26 protein-coding genes are annotated in these 25,236 nt (G+C 73.8%); 7 read left to right on the top strand and 19 right to left on the bottom strand.

Annotated features, from left to right (window positions below):
• The first annotated feature begins 68 nt into the window (after positions 1 to 68).
• Together GA0070606_RS20150 and ybaK are read left to right on the top strand one after the other, a co-directional pair.
• Entirely contained in the window at positions 69 to 1,292 is a 1,224-nt protein-coding gene (locus tag GA0070606_RS20150) for a THUMP-like domain-containing protein (protein WP_091102820.1), read from the top strand.
• Between the two features lie 267 nt (positions 1,293 to 1,559).
• The gene (gene ybaK, locus GA0070606_RS20145) at positions 1,560 to 2,039 is read left to right on the top strand and encodes a Cys-tRNA(Pro) deacylase (protein ID WP_091107927.1); all 480 of its coding nucleotides are present in this window, start codon (positions 1,560 to 1,562) and stop codon (positions 2,037 to 2,039) included.
• 271 nt (positions 2,040 to 2,310) lie between these two features.
• Here the strand turns inward: ybaK and GA0070606_RS20140 are convergent, their stop codons facing one another.
• The 6 genes from GA0070606_RS20140 to GA0070606_RS20115 all read right to left on the bottom strand — a co-directional run bounded on the left by GA0070606_RS20140 (position 2,311) and on the right by GA0070606_RS20115 (position 5,067).
• Positions 2,311 to 2,568: a hypothetical protein gene (locus tag GA0070606_RS20140; RefSeq protein ID WP_141721744.1), complete on the bottom strand. Its 258-nt coding sequence runs from the start codon at positions 2,566 to 2,568 to the stop codon at positions 2,311 to 2,313.
• A 50-nt stretch (positions 2,569 to 2,618) separates the two neighbouring features.
• Positions 2,619 to 3,005 (bottom strand): hypothetical protein, encoded by a 387-nt coding sequence (locus GA0070606_RS20135; protein ID WP_091102814.1) that lies wholly within the window; start codon positions 3,003 to 3,005, stop codon positions 2,619 to 2,621.
• Positions 3,002 to 3,412, bottom strand: coding sequence for a hypothetical protein (locus GA0070606_RS20130; RefSeq protein WP_141721742.1), 411 nt, complete (start codon positions 3,410 to 3,412; stop codon positions 3,002 to 3,004). Before GA0070606_RS20130 ends, GA0070606_RS20135 begins: the two co-directional genes overlap by 4 nt.
• A gap of 242 nt (positions 3,413 to 3,654) precedes the next feature.
• On the bottom strand, positions 3,655 to 3,969 hold the full coding sequence (locus tag GA0070606_RS32090) for a hypothetical protein (RefSeq protein WP_141721740.1): 315 nt from the start codon (positions 3,967 to 3,969) through the stop codon (positions 3,655 to 3,657).
• Positions 3,962 to 4,513, bottom strand: a complete 552-nt coding sequence (locus GA0070606_RS20120; protein ID WP_091102802.1) for a hypothetical protein — start codon at positions 4,511 to 4,513, stop codon at positions 3,962 to 3,964. The genes GA0070606_RS32090 and GA0070606_RS20120 overlap by 8 nt, the downstream gene beginning before the upstream one ends.
• On the bottom strand, positions 4,510 to 5,067 hold the full coding sequence (locus GA0070606_RS20115) for a MauE/DoxX family redox-associated membrane protein (RefSeq protein WP_091102798.1): 558 nt from the start codon (positions 5,065 to 5,067) through the stop codon (positions 4,510 to 4,512). The genes GA0070606_RS20120 and GA0070606_RS20115 overlap by 4 nt, the downstream gene beginning before the upstream one ends.
• A gap of 402 nt (positions 5,068 to 5,469) precedes the next feature.
• Between GA0070606_RS20115 and GA0070606_RS20110 the strand changes: the two genes are divergently transcribed.
• The 5 genes from GA0070606_RS20110 to GA0070606_RS20090 all read left to right on the top strand — a co-directional run bounded on the left by GA0070606_RS20110 (position 5,470) and on the right by GA0070606_RS20090 (position 10,929).
• Positions 5,470 to 6,564, top strand: a complete 1,095-nt coding sequence (locus GA0070606_RS20110) for a sugar ABC transporter substrate-binding protein (protein ID WP_091102794.1) — start codon at positions 5,470 to 5,472, stop codon at positions 6,562 to 6,564.
• 110 nt (positions 6,565 to 6,674) lie between these two features.
• Positions 6,675 to 7,490, top strand: coding sequence for an ATP-binding cassette domain-containing protein (locus GA0070606_RS20105; RefSeq protein WP_091102791.1), 816 nt, complete (start codon positions 6,675 to 6,677; stop codon positions 7,488 to 7,490).
• Positions 7,487 to 8,746, top strand: coding sequence for a sugar ABC transporter permease (locus GA0070606_RS20100; protein WP_091102788.1), 1,260 nt, complete (start codon positions 7,487 to 7,489; stop codon positions 8,744 to 8,746). Before GA0070606_RS20105 ends, GA0070606_RS20100 begins: the two co-directional genes overlap by 4 nt.
• Positions 8,747 to 8,773: 27 nt before the next feature.
• The gene (locus tag GA0070606_RS20095) at positions 8,774 to 9,955 is read left to right on the top strand and encodes an ROK family transcriptional regulator (RefSeq protein WP_091102784.1); all 1,182 of its coding nucleotides are present in this window, start codon (positions 8,774 to 8,776) and stop codon (positions 9,953 to 9,955) included.
• A gap of 236 nt (positions 9,956 to 10,191) precedes the next feature.
• Complete coding sequence (locus tag GA0070606_RS20090; protein ID WP_091102780.1) at positions 10,192 to 10,929, top strand: DUF4142 domain-containing protein; 738 nt, start codon at positions 10,192 to 10,194, stop codon at positions 10,927 to 10,929.
• Positions 10,930 to 11,399: 470 nt separating this feature from the next.
• Here GA0070606_RS20090 and GA0070606_RS20085 read toward each other — a convergent pair whose 3' ends face one another.
• The 13 genes from GA0070606_RS20085 to alr form a co-directional block, all read right to left on the bottom strand.
• Positions 11,400 to 12,995 carry a Na+/H+ antiporter gene (locus tag GA0070606_RS20085; protein WP_091102773.1) on the bottom strand — a complete coding sequence of 532 codons (1,596 nt, stop codon included), beginning with the start codon at positions 12,993 to 12,995 and terminating at the stop codon, positions 11,400 to 11,402.
• A gap of 522 nt (positions 12,996 to 13,517) precedes the next feature.
• The gene (locus GA0070606_RS20080) at positions 13,518 to 15,284 is read right to left on the bottom strand and encodes an ABC transporter ATP-binding protein (protein WP_091102770.1); all 1,767 of its coding nucleotides are present in this window, start codon (positions 15,282 to 15,284) and stop codon (positions 13,518 to 13,520) included.
• Positions 15,284 to 16,984, bottom strand: a complete 1,701-nt coding sequence (locus GA0070606_RS20075; protein WP_091102766.1) for an ABC transporter ATP-binding protein — start codon at positions 16,982 to 16,984, stop codon at positions 15,284 to 15,286. The genes GA0070606_RS20080 and GA0070606_RS20075 overlap by 1 nt, the downstream gene beginning before the upstream one ends.
• 139 nt (positions 16,985 to 17,123) lie before the next feature.
• On the bottom strand, positions 17,124 to 17,378 hold the full coding sequence (locus GA0070606_RS20070) for a hypothetical protein (protein WP_091102763.1): 255 nt from the start codon (positions 17,376 to 17,378) through the stop codon (positions 17,124 to 17,126).
• 18 nt (positions 17,379 to 17,396) lie between these two features.
• Positions 17,397 to 18,506: a tRNA (adenosine(37)-N6)-threonylcarbamoyltransferase complex transferase subunit TsaD gene (gene tsaD, locus GA0070606_RS20065; protein WP_245724747.1), complete on the bottom strand. Its 1,110-nt coding sequence runs from the start codon at positions 18,504 to 18,506 to the stop codon at positions 17,397 to 17,399.
• Positions 18,507 to 18,525: 19 nt separating this feature from the next.
• On the bottom strand, positions 18,526 to 19,533 hold the full coding sequence (locus GA0070606_RS20060; RefSeq protein ID WP_218106032.1) for an RNA-guided endonuclease InsQ/TnpB family protein: 1,008 nt from the start codon (positions 19,531 to 19,533) through the stop codon (positions 18,526 to 18,528).
• Between the two features lie 80 nt (positions 19,534 to 19,613).
• The gene (gene rimI / locus GA0070606_RS20055) at positions 19,614 to 20,075 is read right to left on the bottom strand and encodes a ribosomal protein S18-alanine N-acetyltransferase (protein WP_176737372.1); all 462 of its coding nucleotides are present in this window, start codon (positions 20,073 to 20,075) and stop codon (positions 19,614 to 19,616) included.
• A gap of 55 nt (positions 20,076 to 20,130) precedes the next feature.
• Positions 20,131 to 20,808: a tRNA (adenosine(37)-N6)-threonylcarbamoyltransferase complex dimerization subunit type 1 TsaB gene (gene tsaB / locus GA0070606_RS20050; RefSeq protein ID WP_091102753.1), complete on the bottom strand. Its 678-nt coding sequence runs from the start codon at positions 20,806 to 20,808 to the stop codon at positions 20,131 to 20,133.
• A 46-nt stretch (positions 20,809 to 20,854) separates the two neighbouring features.
• Positions 20,855 to 21,763 carry a maleylpyruvate isomerase family mycothiol-dependent enzyme gene (locus tag GA0070606_RS20045; protein ID WP_245724746.1) on the bottom strand — a complete coding sequence of 303 codons (909 nt, stop codon included), beginning with the start codon at positions 21,761 to 21,763 and terminating at the stop codon, positions 20,855 to 20,857.
• A gap of 30 nt (positions 21,764 to 21,793) precedes the next feature.
• A complete protein-coding gene (gene ung, locus GA0070606_RS20040; protein WP_091102747.1) occupies positions 21,794 to 22,495 on the bottom strand; it encodes a uracil-DNA glycosylase in 702 nt (233 codons plus the stop codon).
• Positions 22,496 to 22,555: 60 nt separating this feature from the next.
• Entirely contained in the window at positions 22,556 to 23,038 is a 483-nt protein-coding gene (gene tsaE, locus GA0070606_RS20035; protein WP_091102744.1) for a tRNA (adenosine(37)-N6)-threonylcarbamoyltransferase complex ATPase subunit type 1 TsaE, read from the bottom strand.
• On the bottom strand, positions 23,035 to 24,114 hold the full coding sequence (locus tag GA0070606_RS20030) for an alpha/beta fold hydrolase (RefSeq protein ID WP_091102740.1): 1,080 nt from the start codon (positions 24,112 to 24,114) through the stop codon (positions 23,035 to 23,037). Before GA0070606_RS20030 ends, tsaE begins: the two co-directional genes overlap by 4 nt.
• The gene (gene alr / locus GA0070606_RS20025) at positions 24,111 to 25,229 is read right to left on the bottom strand and encodes an alanine racemase (RefSeq protein ID WP_091102737.1); all 1,119 of its coding nucleotides are present in this window, start codon (positions 25,227 to 25,229) and stop codon (positions 24,111 to 24,113) included. The genes GA0070606_RS20030 and alr overlap by 4 nt, the downstream gene beginning before the upstream one ends.
• Positions 25,230 to 25,236: the final 7 nt, after the last annotated feature.

The following is a 25,236-nucleotide window of genomic DNA, read 5'->3' as shown; positions in this document are numbered from 1 at the left end:
TAGCACTCCGTCAAGGAGAGTGCCAGCCCGCCGGTCGGCGCGTCGGACCGGGCGGCGAGAATGACCGGGTGGACCTCGACCAGCTCGCCGCCCTGCGTACGCCCGAGGGGTCGGCCGCGCTCGACGCCGCCGCGCGCGTGGCCGGCGGCGATCCGCTGGCCGCGGCGGCCGCGCTCCGCTCGGCCGGACTGCCGCCCGCGCTGGCCGCGGCCGCGCTCACCCAGGCCGAGCTGCGCCGCCGGGCGGTCGGCAAGTTCGGGCCGGCGGCGGCGGGCATGTTCCTGACCCGGGCCGGGCTCGAGCAGGCCACCCGCCGGCCGGTGGCCGACCGGCGGGCCGCCCGGTTGCGCGACGCCGGCGTGCGCACCCTGGCCGACCTCGGCTGCGGCCTCGGCGCGGACGCGCTCGCCGCCGCCCGCGTCGGCATCCGGGTGTACGGCGTGGAGGCCGACCCGCTGACCGCCGCGATGGCCGCCGCCAACGCCGAGGCGGCCGGGCTGGCCGAGCTGTTCACGGTGGAGTGCGGCGACGCCACGGCGTTCGACGTGGACCGGGTCGACGGCGTGTTCTGCGACCCGGCGCGGCGGAGGGCCGGCACCGGGCGGCGGATCTTCGACCCGAACGCCTACTCCCCGCCCTGGGACTTCGTCGTCGGGCTGGCCGAGCGGGTGCCGTACACGGTGGTCAAGGTGGCACCCGGGATCGACCACGCGCTCATCCCGGCGGGCGCCGAGGCGGAGTGGGTGAGCGCGGACGGCGACCTGGTCGAGGCGGCGCTGTGGTGCGGCCGGCTCGCCGCGGTCCCCCGCCGCGCCACCCTGCTGCGCGGCGGGGCAGGGCGCCCTGCCGACGCCTCCGGCGCGGCAGGGATTCCCTTCTTCCAGCTCAGCGGCTCGGGCGACGCCGAGGCGGCCGTCGGACCGACGCGCCGCTACGTGTACGACCCGGACCCGGCGGTGGTCCGCGCGCACCTCGTCGCGGAGCTGGCCGACGCCCTCGACGCGACGCTGGCCGACCCGAGCATCGCCTACCTCTACGGGGACGCCCCGGCGGCGACCCCGTTCGCCCGCTGCCTGGAGGTCACCGACGTGCTGCCGTTCTCGCTCAAGCGGCTGCGGGCGCTGCTGCGGGACCGCCGGGTCGGCCGGGTGGAGATCCTCAAGCGCGGGTCCGCGCTGGAGCCGGAGAAGCTCCGCCGCGACCTGCGGCTGGCCGGCGACGAGGCGGCCAGCCTGGTGCTGACCCGGGTGGCCGGCGCGCCGACGGTGCTGGTCTGCCGGCCCGTCGGGTAGGCCCCGGCCGGGCAGGTGCCAGCCGGCCCGTCGGATGGGCCCGACCGGGCAGGTGCCGGCCGGGCAGGTGCCGGCCGGGCAGGTGCCGGCCGGCCCCGTCGGGTGGGCCCCGGCAGGCTCCGGGGCCGGCGGCCCGCCCCGGCCGAGCTGCCGTCCGACGAGGCGGTGCGGCCCTGCCCGCACCCCGACGCGCCGGCCGTCCCACACCTCGGGGCGCGGGCGTTTTCGGCTCGCCCACCCGTGCCGCACCCGGTTAGCGTGACGGTCATGGCGGGACAGGGCACTCCGGCGACCGCGTTGCTGACGAAGCGGAAGGTCGCCCACACCACCCATCCGTACGACGTCTCCCCCGACGCGCCGAACTATGGCGCGCTGGTCGCGGCGGCGCTGGGGGTGCCGCCGGAGCGGGTGTTCAAGTCGCTGGTCGCCGAGGTCGACGGCGCCCTCACCGTGGCGGTCGTGCCGGTCACCGGCGAGCTGGATCTCAAGGCCCTCGCCGCGGCCGTCGGCGGCAAGCGGTCGGCCATGGCCGACCGGGCGGCGGCCGAGCGGGCCACCGGATACGTGCGCGGCGGCATCAGCCCGCTCGGCCAGCGCCGGCGGCTGCCCACCGTGCTGGACTCGTCGGCGCTCGACCACCCCACCGTGTACGTCTCGGCGGGTCGGCGCGGGCTCCAGGTCGAACTGGCCCCGGCCGACCTGCTGACCTTGACGGACGCGCAGGTCGCCCCGCTGTCCACCCGGTGACGGACGCGCGGGCCGCCCCGCCGCCCACCCGGTGACGGACGCGCGGGCCGCCCCGCCGCCCACCCGGTGACGGACGCGCGGGCCGCCCCGCCGCCCACCCGGTGACGGACGCGCGGGCCGCCCCGCCGTCGGGCGCGCGGACCCGCCGGGCACGCGGGCCGCTTCGCTGTCCGTCCGCCGACCGGCGGCGGGACGGGGAACACGGGGACGAGGAACGCGCGGAGGACCGACCGCCGGCACGACCGGCCCGTCCCCCGCGACTACCAACGGATCAGGCCGCGCCGCGGACCCGGCCGACGTTGATCGTGCCGTTGTCGTCGTAGACCTCGGCGATCCGCTTGGAGACGCTACGCCGCCCCTGGGTGAACATCGGGACGTCGTTGTGCACGCGGACGTGCACGGCGCCGTGGTGCTCCGCGAAGACGTCGACGGGTGCGCCGTTCACGACCTCCGCACAGATGCGCACGGTGCTCGTGCCGTCGTCCTCGACGTCGATGACGACGACGCCGCGATCGGTTGGCAAAGGCATTCTGGGACTCCTCCCGGTTAGCAGAACCTGTTGTTCCATGTGTTCGGACATCACTCTCCGGAGCGTCCATCGGGCCGTGACGGACACCTGCCGCCGCCGAACATGACCCGGGTCCACTCACCGACGTGGCAGAAGATGTCGCAACTGGTGGTGACGCCGAGCTTCGCGGGCACCCGCGACGCGGCGACGTGCCTGGACACCCCGCCCATCGAGTAGACGCTGTCGAGATCACGCCAGAGCGAGATGCTCCACACCGTCCGCTCCCGCCACCGCACGAGCAGCCTGATGCCGAGGAATCCCTCGGCATGGCGACGGACGTCCCGCTTCACCCGCAGATGCAGCAGCAGGACGACCAGCACGCGCGCCAGGTCGCCGCAGTGGAACGTGGTGATCACCACCTGCCCCTGGGTCGTGTCGGCTTCCAGAGTGGGGGTCACGGAGATGCGACGGTCACGGCGAGGGCTGCCGCCAGCAGCAGCATCGCCGCTCCGGAGACCCGTCGAACCCGACTCACCCATACCCGGTCACCCCTTTCCTCGATCTCGGCGGCCTTCCTGGTCAGGCTCCAGAGCGTGACCAGGAGGGTCACGGTGAGGGCCGTGACGACCAGCACCAGCGGCGCGGACCCGGGCGCGACGAGCACGACGCCCGCCGTGGCCAGCCAGATCAGCGACGTGGTCTTCTGCGTGGTGAAGAGCAGACCCAGGTCGATCCCCCAGACCACCCCGAGCGTGCCGGCCGGCAGGGTCCGGACCAGTCGCTGCGGCACCTGTCGCCAGATGTGCGGCGTCCGGTCGAGCAGATCCAGAACGCCGAACAGCACCGCGAGCGCGACGAGGGTCACGACCCGCCATCTCTCGGGGACCAGTTCCCCGACCGCCGATCCGATCAGGTGGACCGGAACGGCGAGAACCATTCCGGCGACGAGTCCGCCGACCGCAAGGCCCGCCAGGAATCGAAGTCCCTCAGAGACGTTCCGCCTCAGCATCGGGCTGGCGACCCCAGCCATGGAGAGGCCTCAAGGACTGAGAATCTGCAGCACCGCTCCCGCGATGCCGACGACGAGCCAGACGACCATCAGTGGGCTCAGTTGTACTGGCAGTGGATCGCAGAGGCATTGATGCTGCCCGAACTGGTCTTCCGCTCGCAGCAGTTGCAGTGCAGGTAGCCGTTCACCGAGCAGTACCAGATGTACTTGTAGCGGGCCGAACTGCACGTCGAGTACGAGATGTTCGGTGGGACGTAGACGAGGTTGCAGCACTGGTAGTTGCCCGCCATCGCCGGCGTCGAACGGGCGAAGACCGCCCCCGAAGCCACCAGGCCGGCGACGCCGATCTTTGCGAGGAAGCCTCGCCGGCTACCCCCGCGACGGCCTGTCGCCGTCATTTTTTCCTCACTCATTCCCCACAGCCTCCTTGACCGGGAAGACGGCGGCGCTGAGGGCCGCCAGATCGGTGAACAACAATGCCGAAACCAGGCGCCCGTGCCGGAAGACCAGCGCCGACGGGCTGGTCATCACGCCCAGTTCTTCAGCCACCCATTCGCCGCCCACGTCGATGTGGTGCGGGAGTCCCGACAATTCGTGCCGGGTCATGAAGTCCTCGCCGCGTTCCTGGTCGATCGTCGAGATCAGGACCGCGAAGTCACGCGTGTCGGCCAGGTCGCCGACCTCACCGGCCGCCTTCTCGCAGCTGTTGCAGGAGGTGCTGAACACCAGCACCACCCGCAGGTCCGCGGTGGCGACCTCCGCCAGACCGGCGGGCCAGCGTTCCGGCCGCGACCCGACGCGGGCTCCGTCGAGCAACCGGACGGTGCCGCTGCCGCCGCCGGGCGCGCCCGCGCCCTCCATGCCGCCGGAGCGCGCGTACAGCTCGCCCAGCATCGCGAAGAGCACCACCACGGCGCCCGCGACCACCAGCAACCCGAACCCGAAGAGGTAACTCATCCAGCGATCTCCTTAGACAACTCCGCGCCGGCCGGGCGCGTCCGGGGTCGGGCCAGGTCGACGACCATGCCGCGCCACAGCAGCAGGGCCGTGCCCGCGACGAGGCTCGCGGCCACGACGGCCATCCGGTCGGCCGGGAGGGCCGCCGGTGAGGTGAGCAGGAGCGCGGCGCCGAAGCCCACGAGCGCGAGCCCGATCAGGACGTTCCGCACGCCCAGCGGACGGCCCTCGGGCCGACCGAAGCATCCGCAGGGCAACGTCGTCCCGCGCTGCCGACCCGCGAGACCGGCCACCGCGAAGCCGGCCCCCAGGCCGGCGGTCGCCGCGGCGGCGGCCGGGCGGCCGGCCGGCACGAGCAGGGCCGCACCGACGACGGCCTCCACGACCGCGACCGCCCTCACCAGCGAGAGGGCCGTGCCGCGGCGCACCGGCAGGAGCGCCATGAAGAGCTGGCGGGCGTGCCTGGGCGCGGCCAGCTTGCCGAGGCCGGAGCAGACGAGGATCGCCGAGACCAGGCAGATCGACACGGTGGCGAGGAGTTCGGCGGCGCTCACCGGCGCGACCCGTCATGTGCGGAGCAGCATTCGACACGCATGAGGACACTCCCGTGAGCTGCGTCGACAGCGCCCCCATACGGAGAGGATGTAAACGCCTGTCGATGTACAGGGAGGATCTTCGTGGAACTTCCGCGCTCCGTCAAGAGACCGTCACGGAATGCAGCACCCCGCCCGACCCGGGCGCCGCACCCCGCGTCGCCGCCCGTCACGCGCTACGCCGCGCGGGACCCGCGAGGAGCCGTCCCGGGCGAGGGCGGGCGCGTCGCCGACGTTGCGGAATTGTTACCGCCGCCAACAAACTCCGACCCCGGCACCCTTGCGCACCGAGCGTGACGCGGAATACGTTGCCGGGCACAACAAACGACCACCGTCACTTCCTCCACCGAAAGGACCCTGCACATGCGCAAGGGCTTCCTCACCTTCGCCGCCGTGAGCCTGCTGGCCACCGGCAGCGTGGCCGCCTGTGGTGACGACTCCGGCAGCGACCGGGCCGGCGGCGACAGGAAGGCGAAGATCGGCGTGATCCTCCCGGACAGCAAGTCCTCCGCGCGTTGGGAAAGCGCGGACCGCAGGTTCCTGGAGGAGGCGTTCAAGGCCGCCGGCGTCGACTACAACATCCAGAACGCGCAGGGCGACAAGTCCAGCTTCTCCACCATCGCCGACGGCATGCTCACCGACGGCGTCACCGCGCTGATGATCGTCAACCTGGACTCCGGCACGGGCAAGGCGGTGCTGGAGAAGGCCAAGTCCCAGGGCGTCGCGACGATCGACTACGACCGGCTCACGCTGGGCGGCTCGGCCGAGTACTACGTCAGCTTCGACAACGAGGCCGTCGGCCGGCTCATGGGCGAGGGTGTCAGCAGGTGCCTCACCGACAAGAACGCGCAGAAGCCGGTGGTCGCCTACCTCAACGGGTCGCCCACCGACAACAACGCCACGCTGCTGAAGACCGGCTACGACTCGGTGCTCAAGCCGAAGTTCGACTCCGGCGCGTACGTCAAGGGCCCGGACCAGGCCGTCCCCGAGTGGAACGCCACCGAGGCGGGCGGCATCTTCGAGCAGATGATGACCCAGACCGGCGGCAAGATCAACGGCGTGGTGGCCGCCAACGACGCTCTCGGCAACGCCGCCATCTCCATACTCAAGAAGAACAAGCTCAACGGCAAGGTCCCGGTCACGGGCCAGGACGCCACCCCGCAGGCGCTGCAGAACATCCTCGCCGGGGACCAGTGCATGACGGTCTACAAGGCGGTCCGCGAGCAGGCGAAGGCGGCCTCCGAGCTGGCCATCGCCCTGGCCAAGGGGGAACGTAAGGACACCGGTAAGACGGTCAGGGACCCGCAGAGCGGCCGTGACGTGCCCTCCGTGCTGCTCACCCCGAAGGCGATCTACAAGGACAACGTCAAGGACGTCGTGGCCGACGGCTACGTCACCAAGGAGCAGGTCTGCACCGGTGCGTACGCCAAGCTCTGCGCCGACGCCGGCATCAGCTGACCTGACTGCGCGCTCCGCCGCCCACCCGCCGCCCGGCACGGTCCCCGTGCCGGGCGGCGCCGGCCGCGGGCGGAGCTCCGCGATCCTCCACATCTGGCGAAGGAGACCCCGTGTCAGCGACCCCCCTGTTGGAACTCCGTGGGATCGACAAGAGCTTCGGTCCCGTCCAGGTCCTGCGTGACGTCGACCTCACCGTTCATCCGGGCGAGGTGACCGCGCTCGTCGGCGACAACGGTGCCGGCAAGTCGACGCTGGTCAAGTGCATCAGCGGCATCCACCCGGCCGATTCCGGCACCTTCCTCTTCGAGGGCCGCCCGGTCAGCGTGAACAGCCCCCGGGACGCCGCCGCGCTGGGCATCGAGGTCGTCTACCAGGACCTCGCGCTCTGCGACAACCTCGACATCGTGCAGAACATGTTCCTCGGCCGGGAGAAGCGCAACGGCCTCGTGCTCGACGAGCCGACCATGGAACAGATGGCCGCCGAGACCCTCGCCGGGCTCTCGGTCCGCACCGTCAAGTCACTGCGCCAGCACGTCTCCAGCCTCTCCGGGGGGCAGCGCCAGACCGTGGCGATCGCCAAGGCGGTGCTGTGGAACAGCCGGCTGGTCATCCTGGACGAGCCCACCGCGGCGCTCGGCGTCGCGCAGACGGCCCAGGTGCTCGAACTCGTCCGCCGGCTCGCCGACAACGGCCTGGCCGTCGTCCTCATCTCGCACAACATGAACGACGTCTTCGCCGTCTCCGACCGCATCGCCGCGCTCTACCTCGGCCAGCTGGCCGCCCAGGTGAAGACCATCGACATCACCCACTCTCAAGTGGTCGAGCTGATCACCGTCGGCCGCTCCGGCGCTCTCGGGCTCACCACCGAGCCGGCCACGGGCCGCGACGCCACCGAGCACGACCCCACGTCAGGAGCCGTCCGATGACCGACACAGCGGTGAAGCAGGGCTCGTCGGCGACCGTCGCCCCGGGCCCCACCGTCGGAAGCCACGTCCGCGACTACCTCGCCCGGGTACGCGGCGGCGATCTCGGCTCGTTGCCGGCCGTCATCGGCCTGGTCGTCCTCTGCACGGTGTTCGCGCTCGTACGGCCGGTCTTCTTCTCCGCGGGCAACTTCGCCAACCTCTTCACCCAGGGCGCGGCCGTCACCGTGATCGCGATGGGGCTGATCTTCGTTCTGCTGCTGGGCGAGATCGACCTCTCGGCGGGCTTCACCAGCGGCGTCTGCGCCGCCATCCTGGCCAACGTCGTGACCGTGCTCGGCCACCCCTGGTACGTGGCGGTACTCGCCGCGCTCGGCACCGGGATGCTGATCGGCCTGACTCTCGGCGTCCTGGTGGCCAAGGTCGGCATCCCCTCCTTCGTGGTCACGCTGGCCGGCTTCCTGGCCTTCCAGGGCGTCGTGCTGCTGCTGATGGAGGAGGGCACCAACATCTCCATCGCCGACGAGGTGATCATCTCCATCGAGAACGACTGGGTGCCGCCGGCCCTCGGCTGGTTGCTCGCCGGCGTCGCGGTCGCGGGTTACGCCGCCGCCCAGCTGCTGCGGCAGCGCAAGCGCGCCGGCCGCGGACTGCAGACCGACCCCGCGGCGGTCGTGCTCGCCCGGATCGCGGGACTGGCCGTCGTTCTCGGCCTGGCCGTGCACGTGCTCAACCAGGAGCGCAGCATCAACCCACTGATCACGTCGAACCGCGGCATGCCGATCGTCGTGCCCCTGATCGCCCTGCTCCTGGTCACCTGGACGTTCGTGCTCAACCGCACCGCGTACGGGCGGCACCTCTACGCCGTCGGCGGCAACCGGGAGGCCGCGCGCCGTGCCGGCATCAACGTCGACCGGATCCGGATCTCGGCCTTCGTCATCTGCTCCACGATGGCGGCGATCGGCGGCATCATCGCGGCCAGCCGGGACAGGTCGGTCGACCCGAGCACCGGGGGCAGTAACGTCCTGCTGTACGCGGTCGGCGCGGCGGTGATCGGCGGGACCAGCCTCTTCGGCGGCAAGGGCCGGATGATCGACGCGGTGCTCGGCGGTGCGGTGGTGGCGGTCATCATCAACGGGATGAACCTGCTCAACCTCAGCTCGGGGCTGAAGTACGTCTTCACCGGACTGGTGCTGCTCCTCGCCGCCGGTGTGGACGCCCTCTCGCGCCGACGGTCCGCCGCGACCGGCACCCGCTGACGACCGCACGACCGGAGTGACGACACGATGCGCGCAGGACCGAGCCAGGACGAGATCCGCCGGCAGAACCTGGGCGCGTTGCTGCGGTACGTGCACGTGCACGGCGCCACCACCCGTGCGGAGCTGACCACCAGGCTGGGGCTCAACCGCAGCACCATCGGCGCGCTGACCGCCGACCTGGCCGGCGCCGGGCTGGTCACCGAGGGAACGCCGAAGGAGACCGGCCGGGCCGGGCGACCGTCGCTGGTCGTCCGGCCCGAGTCGGAGCGGGTGCACGCGTACGCGTACAGCATCGAGGTGGACCGCCTGCGGGCCGCGCGGATCGGCCTCGGCGGCGCGGTGCTCGACCGCCGGGAGCTGGCCCGGCCCCGGGGTCTGACCGCCGCCGAGGCCGCCCCGCTGCTGGCCGGGGCGGTCAAGGAGATGCAGCAGACCGTGCCGGCGGACGCGGTCTGCGTCGGTGCGGGCGTCGCGGTCTGCGGCATGGTCCGCCGCGACGACGGGCTGGTCCGGTTGGGGCCGACCACCGGTTGGGTGGACGAGCCGATCGGCTCGGCGCTCCGCGCCGAACTGGGCTGCGAGGTGCCGGTCACGGTCGGCAACGTGGCCGACGTGGCGGCGTTCGCGGAGCACGCGCGCGGCGCGGCGGCGGGCTGCGACAACGTCATCTACCTGTACGGGGACGTCGGCGTCGGCGCCGGCATCATCGCCGGCGGGCGGCGGCTGACCGGGCACGGCGGCTACGGCGGCGAGGTCGGGCACATGGTGGTCGTCCGCGACGGCGCGCCCTGCGAGTGCGGCTCCCGGGGATGCTGGGAGACCCAGATCGGCGAGTACGCGCTGCTGCGCGCGGCGGGCCGCACCGACGCGCGGGGCCGGGACGCACTGCTGGCAGTCTTCGACGCCGCCGACCGGGGCGACGCCCGGGCCCAGAGCGCGGTCCGCCAGGCCGGCGACTGGCTCGGCTTCGGAGTCGCCAACCTGGTGAACATCTTCAACCCGGAAATGATCCTCTTCGGTGGCACCATGCGCGACCTCTACCTCGCCGCGGCCGCCCAGGTCCGCAGCCGGCTCAACTCGATCGCCCTGCCCGCCTGCCTGGAGCACGTCCGGCTGCGCACACCGAAACTGGGCGACGACGCGACGCTGATCGGCGCCGCCGAGCTGGCCTTCGAACGGCTGCTCGCCGACCCGCTCGACGCCGGCTGACCCGCCCGGCCCTCGCCTTCCGGCCAGGTCCCGGTCGTCGCCACCGCACGGTCGCCACCGCACGTCGGCCGGCGACGGCCGGCGACCTCCGCGAGGCGGTCGGTCGACGCCCCGCGAGGCGGGCCCGGTGAACTGATCGGCCGGCCAATCCGTACCACTGCGCGGACGGACGGGCGGACGGCAGGCGCTGCCGCCCGGCCGCGACGCGTCGGTCGGACCGAGGAGGCACCACGGACATGGCACCGCTCAGACCCGCCCGTCGCCGGCAGGGGCACCGGTCCCACCGCCTGGCGGTGCTGCTCGTCACGATCGCCGCCGGGCTCGGGGTGCTGCCCGGCGTGGCCGTCGCCGCGCCAGCGGGCCAGCAGCTCAACGCCGCCGACTCCGCCCTGCTCAACGGGGTGCGGCTGGCCGGGCTATGGGAGATGCCGGCCGGGCAGATGGCCGCCGATAAGGGACAGAGCGCCAAGGTACGCGAGATCGGCGCCGGCATCGCCACCGAACACGAGGAGCTGGACCGGCTCACCGTCGAGGCGGCGAACAAGCTCGGGGCGACGATCCCGACCGACCCGACGGCCGAGCAGCGGGGCTGGCTGACCGAGATGCAGAACGCCTCCGGCGCCCGCTTCGACCAGATCTTCGTCACCCGGCTCCGGGTCGCCCACGGCAAGATCTTCCCGGTGATCGGGGCGGTGCGGGCCAGCACCCGGAACCCGATCGTCCGCAAACTCGCCGAGGACGCCAACAGGTTCGTCCTGCACCACATGCAGATGCTGGAGAGCACCGGGCTGGTCCGCTGGCCGGAACTGCCGCCGGCCGCCCTGCCCGCGCCCGGCGACGACGGGCTGCTCGCCGCGGCCTCCGCCAACGCCGGCCCGCCGATCGGGGTCAGCAGCACGGTGGTCTGGCTGGTCTTCCTCGCCGCCCTCGGCACGGGCGGCATCGCCACGTACCGCGTCCTGCGCCGCACCTGACCACCGCCGCCGCTGTCCAACGGCGGCCGGCCGCGACGCGGTCGGACCGTGCGAGATGGTCCGGGTGCTCCCGGCCAGGCGGTCCTACCGCTCCCGGCCAGGCGGTCCTACCGCTCCCGGCCGTCGCGGCGGGACGGCTTGACAGGGGGAGTTGGTTACTGGCGGCGCCGGCATTCACGTCACCGTGAGTAGCCATCAGGGCGTTTCCTGCGGCTCCACCGGCCACCCTCCTCGCTCCCTTTGCTCTGCAGCCATCGACGCACCGGCTACAGACGGTGGCTGGTGCATAAATGGCTGCAGAGCAAAGGGACCGGAGAGGTTGTCGGCCGTCCCGGCGGGCCGGGAGAGAAGTCCCTGGTCAGCGGGCTCGGCCCGGAAACGGCGTCGCATTCGACATTGAGCGCCGCAGAAATCGACTACCCTGCGTGAGGTAGCCGCAGTCCCCGGCGACTCAGCACGCTCAGTAACGACTATTCGTTGAGCTCCGGGCCCAGCAGGCGGATCTCCTCGATGTCGAGGACGGCCTGCAACTCGCGCAGGACGATGTCGTCGATCTCGTTCGTGTCCCGCAGCCGGGTGATCTCGCGCCGCTTGTGTTCCAGCACGGCGAGCCGCAGCCGCCGGTCCACTTCCCGGGCCCGCACCGCCGAGCGGGCCTCGTCGGCGGAGCGGGCCTCGTCGGCGGAGCGGACGTCGTCGAGGTGCTGCTCGTAGTCCGCCCGGATCCGGTCGACCGTCTCCCGCCCGGCGCCTACCTGCTCGGCGACCTCGGGCAGCACTGCCAGCGCGGCCTCGGTGGCGCGTATCCGGGCCAGCCGCACCTCGCCGAGCCGCCGGGTGTCGCCGACGAGGCCCGCCCACCCGACGACGGCGGGCAACGTGGTGCCCTGGACCAGCATCGTCAGCATGATGACCACCGCGGTGGCGAAGATGATCAGGTCACGCTCGTGCACCGGTGTGCCGGTGGGAGTGGCCACCGGCACCGCCAGGGCGGCCGCGAGGGAGACCGCGCCACGGAACCCCGCCCAGCCGGCCGCCGTCCGTACCCGCCAGTTGAACCGTTCGTCCTGCTGCGCGGCCCGGCGGTCCACGGCCAGGAAGGCGAACGCCGCCAGGTGGATCCACAGCATCCGGGTCAGTACGACCACACCGGTCACCACGACCGCGATGGCCAGCGCCCGCATCACCGACAGGCTGGTGACCCCGCGCAGGGCCCGTGGAATCTGCATCCCGAGGAGCACGAAGAGCCCACCGTTGATCAGGAACGTGGCGAGGTCCCAGAAGCCGTACGCCAGCACCCGGGAGCGGGCCCGGACGACCCGGGGCGCGGCGTACGACAGCAGGAGGCCCGCGACCACCACCGCCAGGACGCCGCTGGCGTGCACGAGCTCGGCGAGGAGGAAGGCGACGAACGGCGTGAGGACGCTCAGCGCGCCCTCGCGGAGCGGGTCGTCGAGGCGTCGCCGGACCAGGATCACCGCACCGCCCACCAGCAGGCCGGCGGCGACGCCCCCGGCCGACGCGCCGACGAACCGCTCGGTGAGCCCGAGCACCCCCGGCTCGGTGCCGCCCACGATCAGGCCCACGCCGACGGAGAAGAGCACCAGCGCCGTACCGTCGTTGATCAGGCTCTCCGCGTGCAGGGTGGTCAGGATCCGGCGCGGCATCCGCTTGGCCAGGCCGGCGACCGCGGCGGCGTCGGTCGGCGCGAGCACCGCGCCGAGCACCCAGGCGGCGGCCGGGTCCACGCCGAACCGCTGCGCGACGAGCGACACCGCGACCATCGTCGCCACCACCAGCCCCACCGCGAGCAACGCGATCGCGAGAAGGTTGGTGCGGATCTCACGGAGGCTGGTGGTGATGCTCTCCTTGTAGAGGATCGCCGGGAGGAACAGCAGCAGCACCACGTCGGGCTCCAGCACCACGCGGGACAGCGGCGGCAGGAGCGCGAGCAGCGCGCCCATCGTGATGAGCAGGACCGGGGGCGCCACGCTGTACCGGCCGCCGAGGGTCGTGCCGACCAGCACCGTGACGCCCAGCACCACGATCAGTTCGAGACTGCCCACGCCGCACCCCCGTCACCGGCCAACGCCTCGGTGCCGGGTGCGCGCCGGTCGCCTGCCGCTCCACCATCGTGGTACGACGCCGCGGCGCGGCGCCCCGGAACCCGGGAAACGGGCGGTGGCCCCGCCGGGTGTCGACGGGCGACACCCGCGAACGCCGCGCGGCGTGCCGGCGGCGCGGTGTGCCAGCGGCGCGGTGTGCCAGCGGCGCGGTGTGCCAGCGGCGCGGTGTGCCAGCGGCGCGGTGTGCCAGCGGCGCGGTGTGCCAGCGGCGCGGTGTGCCAGCGGCGCGGTGTGCCAGCGGCGCGGTGTGCCAGCGGCGCGGTGTGCCAGCGGCGCGGTGTGCCAGCGGCGCGGTGTGCCAGCGGCGCGGTGTGCCAGCGGCGCGGTGTGCCAGCGGCGCGGTGTGCCAGCGGCGCGGTGTGCCAGCGGCGCGGTGTGCCAGCGGCGCGGTGTGCCAGCGGCGCGGTGTGCCAGCGGCGCGGTGTGCCGGCCGCGCGGCGCGCCTGGCGGCGGTGCCGAGCGTCAGGAGGCGGTGCCGTGCCAGGAGCGCCAGAGGGCCGCGTAGGAACCGCCCGCGGCGACCAGCTCGTCGTGCGGGCCGATCTCGGTGATCCGGCCGTCCTCCACCACCGCGACCCGGTCGGCGTCGTGCGCCGAGAAGAGGCGGTGTGCGATGGCGATCACCGTCCGGCCCGCCAGCACCGCGGCCAGGGAACGCTCCAGGTGCCGGGCGGCCCGGGGGTCGATCAGGGAGGTGGCCTCGTCCAGCACCAGGGTGTGGGGGTCGGCCAGCACCAACCGGGCCAGCGCCAGCTGCTGCGCCTGCGCGGGCGACAGCGGGTGCCCGCCCGAGCCGACCACCGTGTCCAGCCCGTCCGGCAGCGCGACGGCCCAGTCCAGCGCGTCGACGGCGGCCAGCGCGGAGCGGACGGCGGCCTCGTCGGCGCCCGGCCGGACCATCGCCACGTTGTCCCGCAGGGTGCCGATGAAGACGTGGTGCTCCTGGGTGACCAGCGCGACGTGCGTCCGCAGCTCGGCCAGGGGCAGCTCGTCGAGCCGCTGCCCGGCCACGGTGACCGAGCCGGAGCGGGGCGCGTGCACCCCGGCGAGCAGCCGGCCCAGGGTGGACTTGCCCGCCCCGGAGGGGCCGACCATGGCCAGCTTCTCCCCCGGTTCCGGTACCAGGGTCACCCCGTGCAGCACGTCCCGGCCCGCCCGGTAGGCGTACCGGACGTCCCGGGCGGCGAGCTGCCGGTCCCCCGTCGGCCCGGCCGACCGCGCCGACGACCCGGTCGGCGCCGGGGACGTTTCCGGCGCGTCGGCCACCCCGAGCAGGCGGGCCAGCGAGGCGCCGCCCACCTGCAACTCGTCCAGCCAGGAGAGCAGCCGGTCGACCGGGTCGATCAGTTGCTGCACGTAGAGCGTGGCGGCGGTGACCTCGCCGAGGCTCACCCAGCCCTCGAGGTAGAACCAGCCGCCGACGATCAGCGTGGCGACCACCGGCAGCACGTAGCCGATCTCGGTGACCGGGAAGAACACCGTGCGCAGCCGCAGGGTGTAGCGCTCGGCCGCGTACGACCGGCGGATGTCGGCGTCGGTGCGGGCCCGGCGGCGCGCCTGCTGCCGCAGCGCCTCCGTGGTCCGCGAGCCCTCGACGGTCTCGCTGATCCCGTCGGTGATGTCGGAGTAGGCGGCGTTCTCCCGCAGGTAGCCGTCCGGGGCGCGGCGCAGGTACCACCGGGTGCCCACCCACAGCAGCGGCACCGCGACCAGGCAGGGCACCGCCAGCAGCGGGTTGACCAGGAGCAGCGCGCCGACGATGAAGCAGCCGGTGACGACCGCGATCAGCGTCTCCGGCACCGCGAACCGGACCGTCCGGGACAGCGCGGAGACGTCCCGGGACGTCCGGGTGAGCAGGTCGCCCGTGCCCGCCCGTTCCACGGTGGCGAGCGGCAGCGCCAGGATCCGGTCGACGAACTCCTCGCGCAGCTCGGCCAGCACCCGCTCGCCGAGCCTGGCCGACGCCAGGTGGGCGAAGCGGACCAGCACCGACTGCGCCACCACGAAGCCGGCGATCAGCAGCGCGATCCGGTCGACGGTGACGCCTGTCGTGCCCCGGGAGATGCCCTCGACGAGGTCGCCGAGCAGCCGCGGCGCGACCAGTCCGGCCGCGGCGGCCAGGGCGTGCAGGCCGAGGGCGGCGGCGAGCGCCCTCGGGTGCCGGCGGACCAGCGTGCGGGCGTACTGCCGCACCTGGCGCGCGTCGGCGACCGGCAGTGCGGTGGCCATCAGTCCTCCCCCCGGCTGACCGTCGCCCGGTAGCGCGGTTCGCCGTCGAGCAGCGCGGTGTGCGAGCCCTCGGCCGTCGCCTTGCCGTCCTCCACGAAGATCACGTGGTCGGCGTGGCTCAGCACGAGCGGGCTGGTGGTGCAGACCAGCGTGGTCCGGCCGGCCCGGGCCGCGGTGAGCCGCTCGGCGATCCGGGCCTCGGTGTGCGCGTCCACGGCGCTGGTCGGCTCGACCAGCAGCAGGGTCTCCGGGTCGGCGACCAGCGCCCGGGCCAGCCGCAGCCGCTGCTGCTGCCCGCCGGAGAACTCCCGCCCGCGCTCGGCCACGACGCTGTCCAGCCCGTCGGGCAGGGCCTCGACGATGTCCGTCGCGCTCGCCGCCGCCAGCGCCGCCGCGATCGCCGCGTCGTCGGCCCGGTCGTGCGGGTCCAGCTCCGCGCGCAGTCGCCCGGTGAACAGGTGTGCGTCGTTGTCGGCCACCAGGATCCGCTCCCGCACCGTCGCGAGCGGCAGCGCCCGCAGCGGTACGCCGTGCAGCGTCGCGTCCGAGTCGGCGTACCGGCCGAGGCGGTCCACGATCGCCGCCGCGTCCTCGGGTGCCGTGGCGGCGAGGGCGGTGAACCGGCCGGGCCGCACCGCCACGCCGGACGCCACGTCGACCAGCTCGCCGGGACCGTCCGGCAGGGCCGCCGGGCGGGGCGGGTCGGTCAGCTCGGGGGTGAGCCGCAGCAGCCGCACGACGCGCCGGGCGGCGACGTGCCCCCGGGTCAGCTTGTCGACCGCCTCGGTGAGCTGCCGCAGCGGGCTGACCAGGAACGCGGTGTAGCCGTAGAACGCCACGAGCTGGCCCGCGGTGATCTCGCCGCGCAGCGCGAACCGGGCGCCGAGCCAGGTGACCAGCACCAGGAACGCGCCGGGCAGCAGCACCTGCGCCGCCTCCAGCAGCGACTCGACCCGGGCCACCCGCAGGCCGTCGGCGCGCAGCGCCTGGGACCGCGCCCGGTAGCGGGCGGAGAGCACGGGCTCGCCGCCGACGCCGCGCAGCACGCGCAGCCCGGAGACGATGTCGCCGGCCCGGGTGGTCAGCGCCCCCTCGGAGTCCCGGTACGCCTGCTGCTGCCGGTGCAGCGGTCGGATGAGCAGCCCGACGACCGCCATCAGCAGCGGCACGCCGAGCACCACGACCAGCCCGAGCGGCACGGACGCGTCGAGCAGGATCACCCCCACCGTCACGATCGCCACGATCGCGCCGGCGCCCCGGGCGGTGATGTCGATCGCCGAACCGATCTGGCTGATGTCGGCCGTGCCGATGCTCACCACCTCGCCGGCGGCCACCCGGCGGGGCAGCGCGGCGCCGAGCCGGTTCGCCGCGCCCACGGTGAGCTGCACCGTCCGGTACGCGCCGCCGAGGAAGTTGTGCACGGCGCAGCGGTGCCGCAGGATCCCGGCGACCGCCTGGAGCACGCCCAGCCCGAACAGCACCAGCCCCCAGGTGAGCAGCGCCTCCTCGTCCCGGCCGGTGAGCCCGTCGACGGCCCGGCCGACGGCCGCCGGCACGAGCGCCTGGGCGACCATCCAGACCACGCCGAGCGCGATGCCGACGGTGAACAGCACCCTCTGCCGGCCGGCCAGCCACACGAGATAGCGGGTGGCCGAGCGGGTGTCGGGGACGCCGGGGTCGCCGGCCGGTGAGAAGCGCATGGCCGTTCGACGCTAGGTGCCCGGCCGGCCCGCCCGCCAGCCAATTACCGCCGCCGGGCGCCCCGGCTGCCGCCTCGACCCGGGCCGGTCGTACGCCGGCACGAGCGCGGTGGGACGCGCGGCGCGCCGACCGCGGGCCTCAGCGGTCGACCTGGGTGAAGTCCCACGAGTGCGGCGGGCGGGCGAGCAGCGTCGCGGGCGGCGCCGGCAGGGCGCGCGGGTTGCCGCGCCACTTGGAGATGACCACCACCCGGTGGTCGGTGGAGGAGAACACCTCGCTGGACAGGTGCATCGGGTCGTGCTCGAACTCCGGCAGCGCGGTGTCACAGACCCAGGTGATCAGGTCCGCGACGCCGTACGGCTCCGCCCGGGCCTCCCACATCCGCACGATCACGTCAGCCGTCCTCGGGGTTCACACGCTGACCGTGGTCAGCGGCATGGCGGAATCGGCGGGCAGGTCCAGTCGGCTCGGGGCGACACCGGCGGAGACCAGGTGCGAGCCGAGGGCGGCGACCATCGCGCCGTTGTCGGTGCAGAGCCCGGGGCGGGGCACCCGGACCCGGATGCCGTCCCTGGCGGCGCGGTCCTCCGCCATCGCCCGCAGCCGGGAGTTGGCCGCGACGCCCCCGCCGATCACCAGCGTCTCCACGCCGTTGGCCCGGCAGGCGTCCAGCGCCTTGCGTACCAGCACGTCGCAGACCGCCTCCTGGAAGGACGCGGCCACGTCGGCGACGGGGACCGGCTCGCCGGCCCGCTGCCGCGCCTCGACCCAGCGGGCCACCGCCGTCTTCAGGCCCGAGAAGGAGAAGTCGTAGCGGTGGGCGGCGAGATCCTTGGCGGCGGTCAGGCCGCGCGGGAAGCCGATGGCGACCGGGTCGCCGGCCCGGGCCTTCCGGTCGATGTGCGGGCCGCCGGGGAACGGCAGCCCGAGCAGCCGGGCCACCTTGTCGAACGCCTCGCCGGCCGCGTCGTCGATGGTGGCGCCGAGCGGGGTGACGCCGCGGGCCAGGTCGTCGACGAGCAGCAGCGACGAGTGCCCGCCGGAGACCAGCAGGGCGATCGCCGGCTCGGGCAGCGGGCCGTGCTCCAGGGTGTCCACGGCGACGTGCGCGGCCAGGTGGTTGACGCCGTAGACGGGCTTCTCGGCGGCGAGGGCGTACCCCTTCGCGGCGGCCACCCCGACGAGCAGCGCGCCGGCCAGCCCCGGGCCGGAGGTGACGGCGATCGCGTCGATGTCGGCGAGGGTCACCCCCGCCTGGCGCAGCGCCCGGTCCATGGTCGGCACGATCGCCTCCAGGTGGGCCCGGCTGGCCACCTCGGGCACCACGCCGCCGAAGCGGGCGTGCTGTTCGACGCTGGAGGCGAGCGCGTCGGCCAGCAGGGTGTGCCCGCGTACGATGCCGACCCCGGTCTCGTCGCAGGAGGTCTCGATGCCGAGGATCAGGGGTTCGTCATTGACTTCCTTCCCACGCCTGAAGGCGGGGGATTCCCGGACCTCACGGCCCGAGGTTTTCTCCTTCATCGACAGCCGCCTTCCCACGCTAGGCGCGGGCTGGTCTCACACCATCTCCAGAGACGGACACGGCCAGCCCGGCCGCCAGAATGTTGATCGCCGCGTTGACGTCCCGGTCGTGGACCGCGCCGCAGAGGCACGTCCACGACCGGACGTCCAACGGCAGGGACGGGGTGATCCGCCCGCACGTCGAACAGGTCTTGGACGACGGATAGAAACGGTCGACCGCGACCACGGTCCGCCCGTACCAGTCGGCCTTGTACTCCAGTTGGCGGCGCAACTGCGACCACGCCGCGTCGGAGATGGCGCGGGCGAGGCTGTGGTTGCGGACCATGTTGCGTACCGACAGGTCCTCGATAACCACCGTTTGGTTCTCGCGGGTGATCCTCGTGGACAGCTTGTGCAGCAGGTCGCGTCGCCGGTCGGCGATACGGGCGTGGATGCGGGCGACCTTGATCCGGGCCTTGGCCCGATTCATGGAGCCCTTGGCCTTGCGGGCCAGGTCCCGCTGCGCCCTGGCCAGGCATTCGCGGTCCCGCTTCTCGTGCTTCGGGTTGGTGACCTTCTCCCCGGTGGACAGGGTGACCAGGCTGGTGATGCCGGCGTCCACGCCGACCCGGTTCGGGCTCGGCGCGAGCGTTGCGATCGTGGTCTCGACCAGGATCGAGATGTGCCAGCGGTTCGCGCTGTCGCGTGACACCGTGACCGTGGACGGACTCGCGCCCTCGGGCAGCGGCCTCGACCAGACGATGTTGAGGTACGCCCGTTGCAGGTGTTGCAGGCCCTGTTGCAGGGCCACGTTGGACACCTCGGACAGCCACGCCATCTCCGGGTCGCGTTTCCACGCGGTGAGCATCCGGCAGGTCGCGGCGAACGTCACTCTCTCCTGTTCCTGAAACCAGGCCCGCGTACGTTCGGCGAGGGCACGGTTGTAGACGAACCGCACGCAGCCAAACGTGCGGTTCAGCAGTTCCGCCTGCTGAACCGTGGGGTAGAAGCGGTACTTGTACGCCCGCTTCACCACTCGACCCGCCACGCTGAAACACTAGCAAGACCGCATTTCAAACGCGCTTACCTCAGCGCCAAAGCCAGGAGCTCGCGCGCCGCGAATTTCGGTCATCGCTCACTTCCCGCGGTGCGCTGCATGACCAGCGCGTCGGTGTTGCTCGATTGGTAGTAGCCGCGCCGTACGCCGATCGGCTCGAAGCCGTACGCCGCGTAGAGCAGTTGGGCGGGCGCGTTGTCCGCCGCGACCTCCAGCAGGGTGCTCCGGGCCCCGAGCCGGGCCGCCTCGGCGAGCAGCGCCTCCAGCAGCAGCCGGCCGACGCCGCGCCGCTGGGCGTCCCGACGCACTGCGATGTTCTGCACCCACGCCTCCTCGGGCGGGGCCGCGGTGAGCCCGGCGTAGCCCAGCACGGCGCCGTCGTCGTCGGTGGCGACCAGGTAGTGGTGCCCGTTGGCCAGCTCGTTCCAGAACATGGCCGCCGACCACTGCTCGGCGCCGAAGAGGTCCGCCTCGATCGGCAGCACCTCGTCGACGTGCCACCACCGGAACCGTTCGAGACGCACACCGCTCACGGCGCCACCTCGGCTCGCGGCCGCGCGGCTCGCACACGCGGCTCACTCATCGCGCTCACGGCAGGACCGGCTTGCGCGCCGTCGCCGCCACGGCGTCGGGGCGGCGCAGGTAGAGCGGGGTGAGCGCCTCGCCGGGGGCGCCGGCCCGGATCCGCTCGGCCGCCAGGGTCGCCAGCACGCCGGCGTCCGGGTAGCGCGGCTCCGCCCGCACGGGCAGGCCGAGCGCGTCCGCGTACCGGTGCGCGCCGTCGCCGACCGCGACCGTGACGGCCAGGCCCCGGGCGCGCTCGGCGGCGACCGCCGGGGCGGAGACCTCCGGCCCGACGAGCCGCTGGCCCGCGCCGTCGTAGACCGCCCAGTAGATCTCGCGCCGCCGCGCGTCGCTCGCGGCCAGCACCGGCTCGCCGGCGGCCGCCGGGTGGCCGATGGCGTCCAGCGAGCAGACGCCGTACGTGGGCACGCCGAGCACCTGGCCCATGGTGGCGGCGGTGACCAGCCCCACCCGGAGCCCGGTGAACGGGCCGGGGCCGAGCCCGGCGACGATCGCCCCCAGGTCGGCCGGCCGGGCGTCGGCGTCGGCGAGCACCGCGTCGACCTGCGGGGCGAGCAGTTCGCCGTGGGCGCGGGCGTCGACGGTGCAGCGGTGCGCCCGGGTCGCGACGCCCTGCGCCGTGACCTCCACCAGCGCCGCCGTCACCGCGGGCGTCGAGCTGTCCACCACCAGTACGAGCACGGTAAGCCAGCCTAGCCGCCCCGGTCGGCGGACCCGGCGACGCCTGTCAGCTCGGGGTGCGGAACTTGCGCTGGAAGGCCGGCAGCAGCCAGGGACGCCGCCCGCTGACGCGCACCTTGCCGCTGAGCACCGCCCGGGCCCGGCTGATCCGGCCGAACATCATCAGGTTGAGCGTCGCGGGCTCGTGGTCGACCACGGCGTCGGGCCGGGCGTCCGGCTCGGCGAAGGTCACCCGGCCCCGGTGCAGCAGCAGCCGGAGCGGGGGCGCGTACGCCGAACGGAACTCGACCACGATCCGGCGCTCGCTCGGGGGCGCGCCGCCGTCGATCAGCCGGCCGTAGCCGTGCCGGACCACGCCGGCCAGGAACAGCTCCAGGAAGAGCGCGGCGTGCGGGTCGGGGATCCGCCAGGGCAGGCCGGTGGCGCGGGAGATGTCGTGGCCGTGGACGAGCACCTCGTTGACCAGGTGGGCGCAGAGACCGGCGAGCGGGACCCGCGCCCCGCCGAGCCACGGCACCGTCTCGTCGGGGCGCCGCCTCTCGCAGGCGACCAGGAACTGCTTCACGTCGGTCTGCAACCGGTCGAGCAGCAGGTGCGGGTCGCGCTCGGTGAGGTGCCCGAGCAGCACGTCGTTGAAGTCCGCCACCGTGTCGACGGTGGTCTCGGGGAGCAGCCCGTCGAAGCCCGGCACCGGCGGGAGCGGGCGCTCCGGGTCCACCAGGCAGACGTACAGCCACGCGATGGACCCGACGTGGGCGAGCGTGTCCGCCACCGACCAGTGGGCGGTGGCGTGGGCCTGCGGCGGGGCGGCGCGGACCAGCTCGACGAAGCGGTCGGTCTGCTCCGCCAGGGCCGCCCGCGCCACCTGCCACCGTTCGTCGCTGACCGTCGCCGTCATCCCGCCGCCTCCCGGCTCGCCGAGCGCCTGCGGGCACAGGCTACAGCGGACGGTCACCGCCCGATTACGCGCAGCTTGCGGACTTCGTCAGCCGGCCGAGCGCTCCCAGTCGATCGTGGGCAGGCCGGCGTCGGCGAGGGCCTTGTTGGCCGCGCTGAACGGCCGGCTGCCCAGGAAGCCGCGCGGGTTCATCGGGCTGGGGTGCCCCGCCTCCAGCACCACGTGCTGCGGGTTGGTGACCAGCGCGGCCTTCTTGCGCGCGTAGCCGCCCCAGAGCAGGAAGACCACCCGGGATCCCATCGCGTCGAGCGCCCGGATGGTGGCGTCGGTGAACTCCTCCCAGCCCCGGTTGGCGTGCGAGCCGGGCGTGGCCTCGCGGACGGTGAGCACCGCGTTGAGCAGCAGGACGCCCTGCGCCGCCCAGCCGCTCAGGTTGCCGCTGCTCGGCTTCGGCACGCCGAGGTCCTCACCGAGCTCCTTGAAGACGTTGCGCAGCGACGGCGGCACGCTGACGCCCTCGCGCACGCTGAAGCTCAGCCCGTGCGCCTGCCCCGCCTTGTGGTAGGGGTCCTGCCCGAGGATCAGCACCCGACAGTCGGCCGGCGCGCAGAGGCGGTAGGCCGAGAAGAGGTCCTCCACCGGCGGGTAGACCGTGCGGGTCGCGTATTCCCCTGCGACGAACTCGGCCAGCGCGGCCGTGCGGGCCGGGTCGAGGTGCGGGGTGAGTACGGCACGCCAGTCCTCCGGCAGCAGCGCCAGCAGGTCCAGGGTGGGGGCGTCGTCGGGCATCGGCAACCTTTCGCCTGTCGGGTCCGTCCCGCGCACTCTAGGCAGGCGGTACGACAGCGCTCACCCGAGGGCGGTCAGGCGCCGCGCCCAGTCGCCGCCGACCGGCTCCAGCCCGACTACCCGGGTGTCGTCGTCGCGCCGGTCGACGCGCACCCGCAGGTGGGCCTCGACCAGCTGCTCGACGAGGCCCTCGCCCCACTCGACCACGGTGACCGACTCGTCCACCGAGGCGTCCAGGTCGAGGTCGTCGATCTCGGCGCGCGGGTCGGCGGCGTCGCCCAGCCGGTACGCGTCGGCGTGCACCAGCGCCACCGTGCCGCCCCGCGCCGGGTCGGGCCGGTGCACCCGGGCGATCACGAAGGTGGGCGAGGTGATGTCGCCGAGCACGCCGAGCCCCGCCCCGATTCCCTGGGTGAGCGCGGTCTTGCCGGCGCCCAGCGGCCCGGTCAGCAGCAGCAGGTCGCCGGCGCGCAGCAGCCCGGCCAGCCGCCGCCCGAACGCGCGGGTGTCCTCGACCGTCGGCAGCTCGACGACGTGCGTCACAGCTCCTCCAGGAAGCGCGTCAGCGCCTCGTTGACCTCGTCGGCGTGCTCCAGCATCACGACGTGCCCGCTGTCGGGGATCTTGACGAACCCGGCGTGCGGCAGCCGCCGGACGATCTCCTCGGAGTGCGTCACGGGGGTGATCATGTCCTTGTCGCCGACGATCACCAGCACGGGGGTGCCGGCCAGCGCGGCGAGCGCCGGGAACCGGGAGTGCGTCGCCAGCGTGCGCAGGTAGCGGGTCACCGTGTCGGCGGACGTGCGCGAGTTCATCGTCTCGACGTACGACACCAGCGCCGGGCTGGGGTGCCGGGTGCCGAAGCCGTACCGGCGGGTGAGCAGCCAGGCCACGTTGGTGGTGGACCTGCGGGCCCAGTCGATCGCGGTGCCGCCGTAGCGGGTGACGTTGCCGACCATGTAGAGCACCGGCGCGCCGACCCGGCCGAGCAGGGCGGGCGCGACCAGTTTTGTCTCGGCGAGCAGGCCGCCGGAGGTGGCCATCAGCACGGTGCCGACGACCCGGTCGCCGAACATCTCCGGGAACAGCTCGGCGAACGCCATGATGGTCATGCCGCCCATCGAGTGGCCGACCAGCACGAGGGGCCCCTCCGGGGCGGCGCGGTCGATCACCTCGCGCAGCGTCCGGCCGAGCGCGGTGAGGTCGTACTCGCCGGTCTCCAGCCGCCCCGACCGGCCGTGCCCCGGCTGGTCGTACGCGACGATCCGGTGCTCGCCCCGCTCGGCGAGCACCTTGCGCTGGAAGTGGAAGGTGCCCATGTCCAGGCAGAAGCCGTGCACCAGCACCACTGTCGGGTTGCCGGGCGTCGGCCGGGTCGGCTCGACCACCTCGACGTGGATGTCGGTGCCGTCGGGCATCTCCAGCCGGAACGACTCGTCGTACCGCTGCTCGTCGAAGACCTCGTCGGCGTACCGGTCGGTGGGGTCTGCCTTGAGCTTGCGGACCAGGGCGCGTTCGGCGGCCAGCCCGGCGGCGGCGACCCCGACGGCGGCCAGCGCGCCGACGGCGGCCCTGGCGTGCCCGGAGCGGGGCAGGGGGATCCGGGAACGCGACGTCACGGGCGCTCGCCGTCGTAGACGCGGGGGACCCGGGTGCTGCCGAACCGGGTGACGATCTCGTAGTTGATGGTGCCGGTCGCCTCGGCCCAGTCGTCGGCGGTGGGCTCGCCGTCGGCGCCGCTGCCGAAGAGCGTGACGACGTCGCCGGCGGCCACCGGGTCGTCGCCGCAGTCGAGCACGAACTGGTCCATGCAGACCCGGCCCGAGATCGTCCGCCGCTTGCCGCGCAGCCGCACCGGCCCGCTGTTGGAGGCGTGCCGGGGCACCCCGTCGGCGTAGCCGAGCGGCACCACGGCGAGGTTCGCCTCCCGCTCGGTGGTGTAGGTGTGCCCGTACGACACGCCGGAGCCGGCGGGGACGCGCTTGGCCAGCATCACCCGGGCCCGCGCGGTCATCGCCGGGCGCAGCCCGTAGCTCTCCCCGGCGATCGGGGAGAGGCCGTAGACGGCCAGCCCGGGGCGGACGAGGTCGAAGTGGGTGTCCGGTCGGGTCAGCGTGGCGGCCGAGTTGGCCAGGTGCCGGTAGCGCGGCCGCAGGCCGGCCTGCTCGGCCATGCCGAGGCCCTCGTGGAAGACGGCGATCTGGCGGTCGATGGTCGGATGGCCCGGCGAGTCCGCGTAGACGAAGTGGCTCCACACCCCGACCACCTCGACCAGGCCGTCGGCCTGCGCCTTGGCGGCGGCGTCGAGCAGGGCCGGCCAGTCCGCGACGGTCGCGCCGCCCCGGGACAGGCCGGTGTCGATCTTGAGGTGCAGCCGGGCCGGCCGGCCGGCGGCGCGGCCCGCCTCGACCATCTCGTCGAGCTGGGGCAGGCTGGCGACGCCGAGGTCGACCCCGGCGGAGACGCCCTCGTGCAGCGGCAGCCCCGGCGCGAGGAGCCAGGCCAGCACCGGCACGGTGATCCCCGCCCGCCGCAGCGTCAGCGCCTCGTCCAGCGTGCAGACGCCCAGCCAGTCCGCCCCGGCGTCGAGCGCGGCGCGGGCGGCCGGGACCATGCCGTGGCCGTAGCCGTCGCCCTTGACCACCGCCATCAGCTCGGCGGCGGTGCCGGACCTCAGCCGGCTCACGTTCTCGCGGATCGCGTCCAGATCCACCCGCACCTCGGCCTGCCACATGCCCCCA

The organism is Micromonospora citrea (genome assembly GCF_900090315.1).
In the GTDB taxonomy this organism is placed as follows: Bacteria; Actinomycetota; Actinomycetes; order Mycobacteriales; family Micromonosporaceae; genus Micromonospora; species Micromonospora citrea.
Note: the sequence above shows the minus strand (reverse complement) of the source record. Positions and strands in the feature narration are given on the sequence as shown.

Coding starts and splice junctions, on each gene's coding strand:
- ybaK (WP_091107927.1), top strand. CDS start 1,560: ATGGCGGGACAGGGCACTCCGGCGACCGCGTTGCTGACGAAGCGGAAG.
- GA0070606_RS20140 (WP_141721744.1), bottom strand. CDS start 2,568: ATGCCTTTGCCAACCGATCGCGGCGTCGTCGTCATCGACGTCGAGGAC.
- GA0070606_RS32090 (WP_141721740.1), bottom strand. CDS start 3,969: ATGAGTGAGGAAAAAATGACGGCGACAGGCCGTCGCGGGGGTAGCCGG.
- GA0070606_RS20120 (WP_091102802.1), bottom strand. CDS start 4,513: ATGAGTTACCTCTTCGGGTTCGGGTTGCTGGTGGTCGCGGGCGCCGTG.
- GA0070606_RS20110 (WP_091102794.1), top strand. CDS start 5,470: ATGCGCAAGGGCTTCCTCACCTTCGCCGCCGTGAGCCTGCTGGCCACC.
- GA0070606_RS20100 (WP_091102788.1), top strand. CDS start 7,487: ATGACCGACACAGCGGTGAAGCAGGGCTCGTCGGCGACCGTCGCCCCG.
- GA0070606_RS20095 (WP_091102784.1), top strand. CDS start 8,774: ATGCGCGCAGGACCGAGCCAGGACGAGATCCGCCGGCAGAACCTGGGC.
- GA0070606_RS20090 (WP_091102780.1), top strand. CDS start 10,192: ATGGCACCGCTCAGACCCGCCCGTCGCCGGCAGGGGCACCGGTCCCAC.
- GA0070606_RS20080 (WP_091102770.1), bottom strand. CDS start 15,284: ATGGCCACCGCACTGCCGGTCGCCGACGCGCGCCAGGTGCGGCAGTAC.
- GA0070606_RS20075 (WP_091102766.1), bottom strand. CDS start 16,984: ATGCGCTTCTCACCGGCCGGCGACCCCGGCGTCCCCGACACCCGCTCG.
- tsaD (WP_245724747.1), bottom strand. CDS start 18,506: ATGAAGGAGAAAACCTCGGGCCGTGAGGTCCGGGAATCCCCCGCCTTC.
- ung (WP_091102747.1), bottom strand. CDS start 22,495: ATGCCCGACGACGCCCCCACCCTGGACCTGCTGGCGCTGCTGCCGGAG.
- alr (WP_091102737.1), bottom strand. CDS start 25,229: ATGTGGCAGGCCGAGGTGCGGGTGGATCTGGACGCGATCCGCGAGAAC.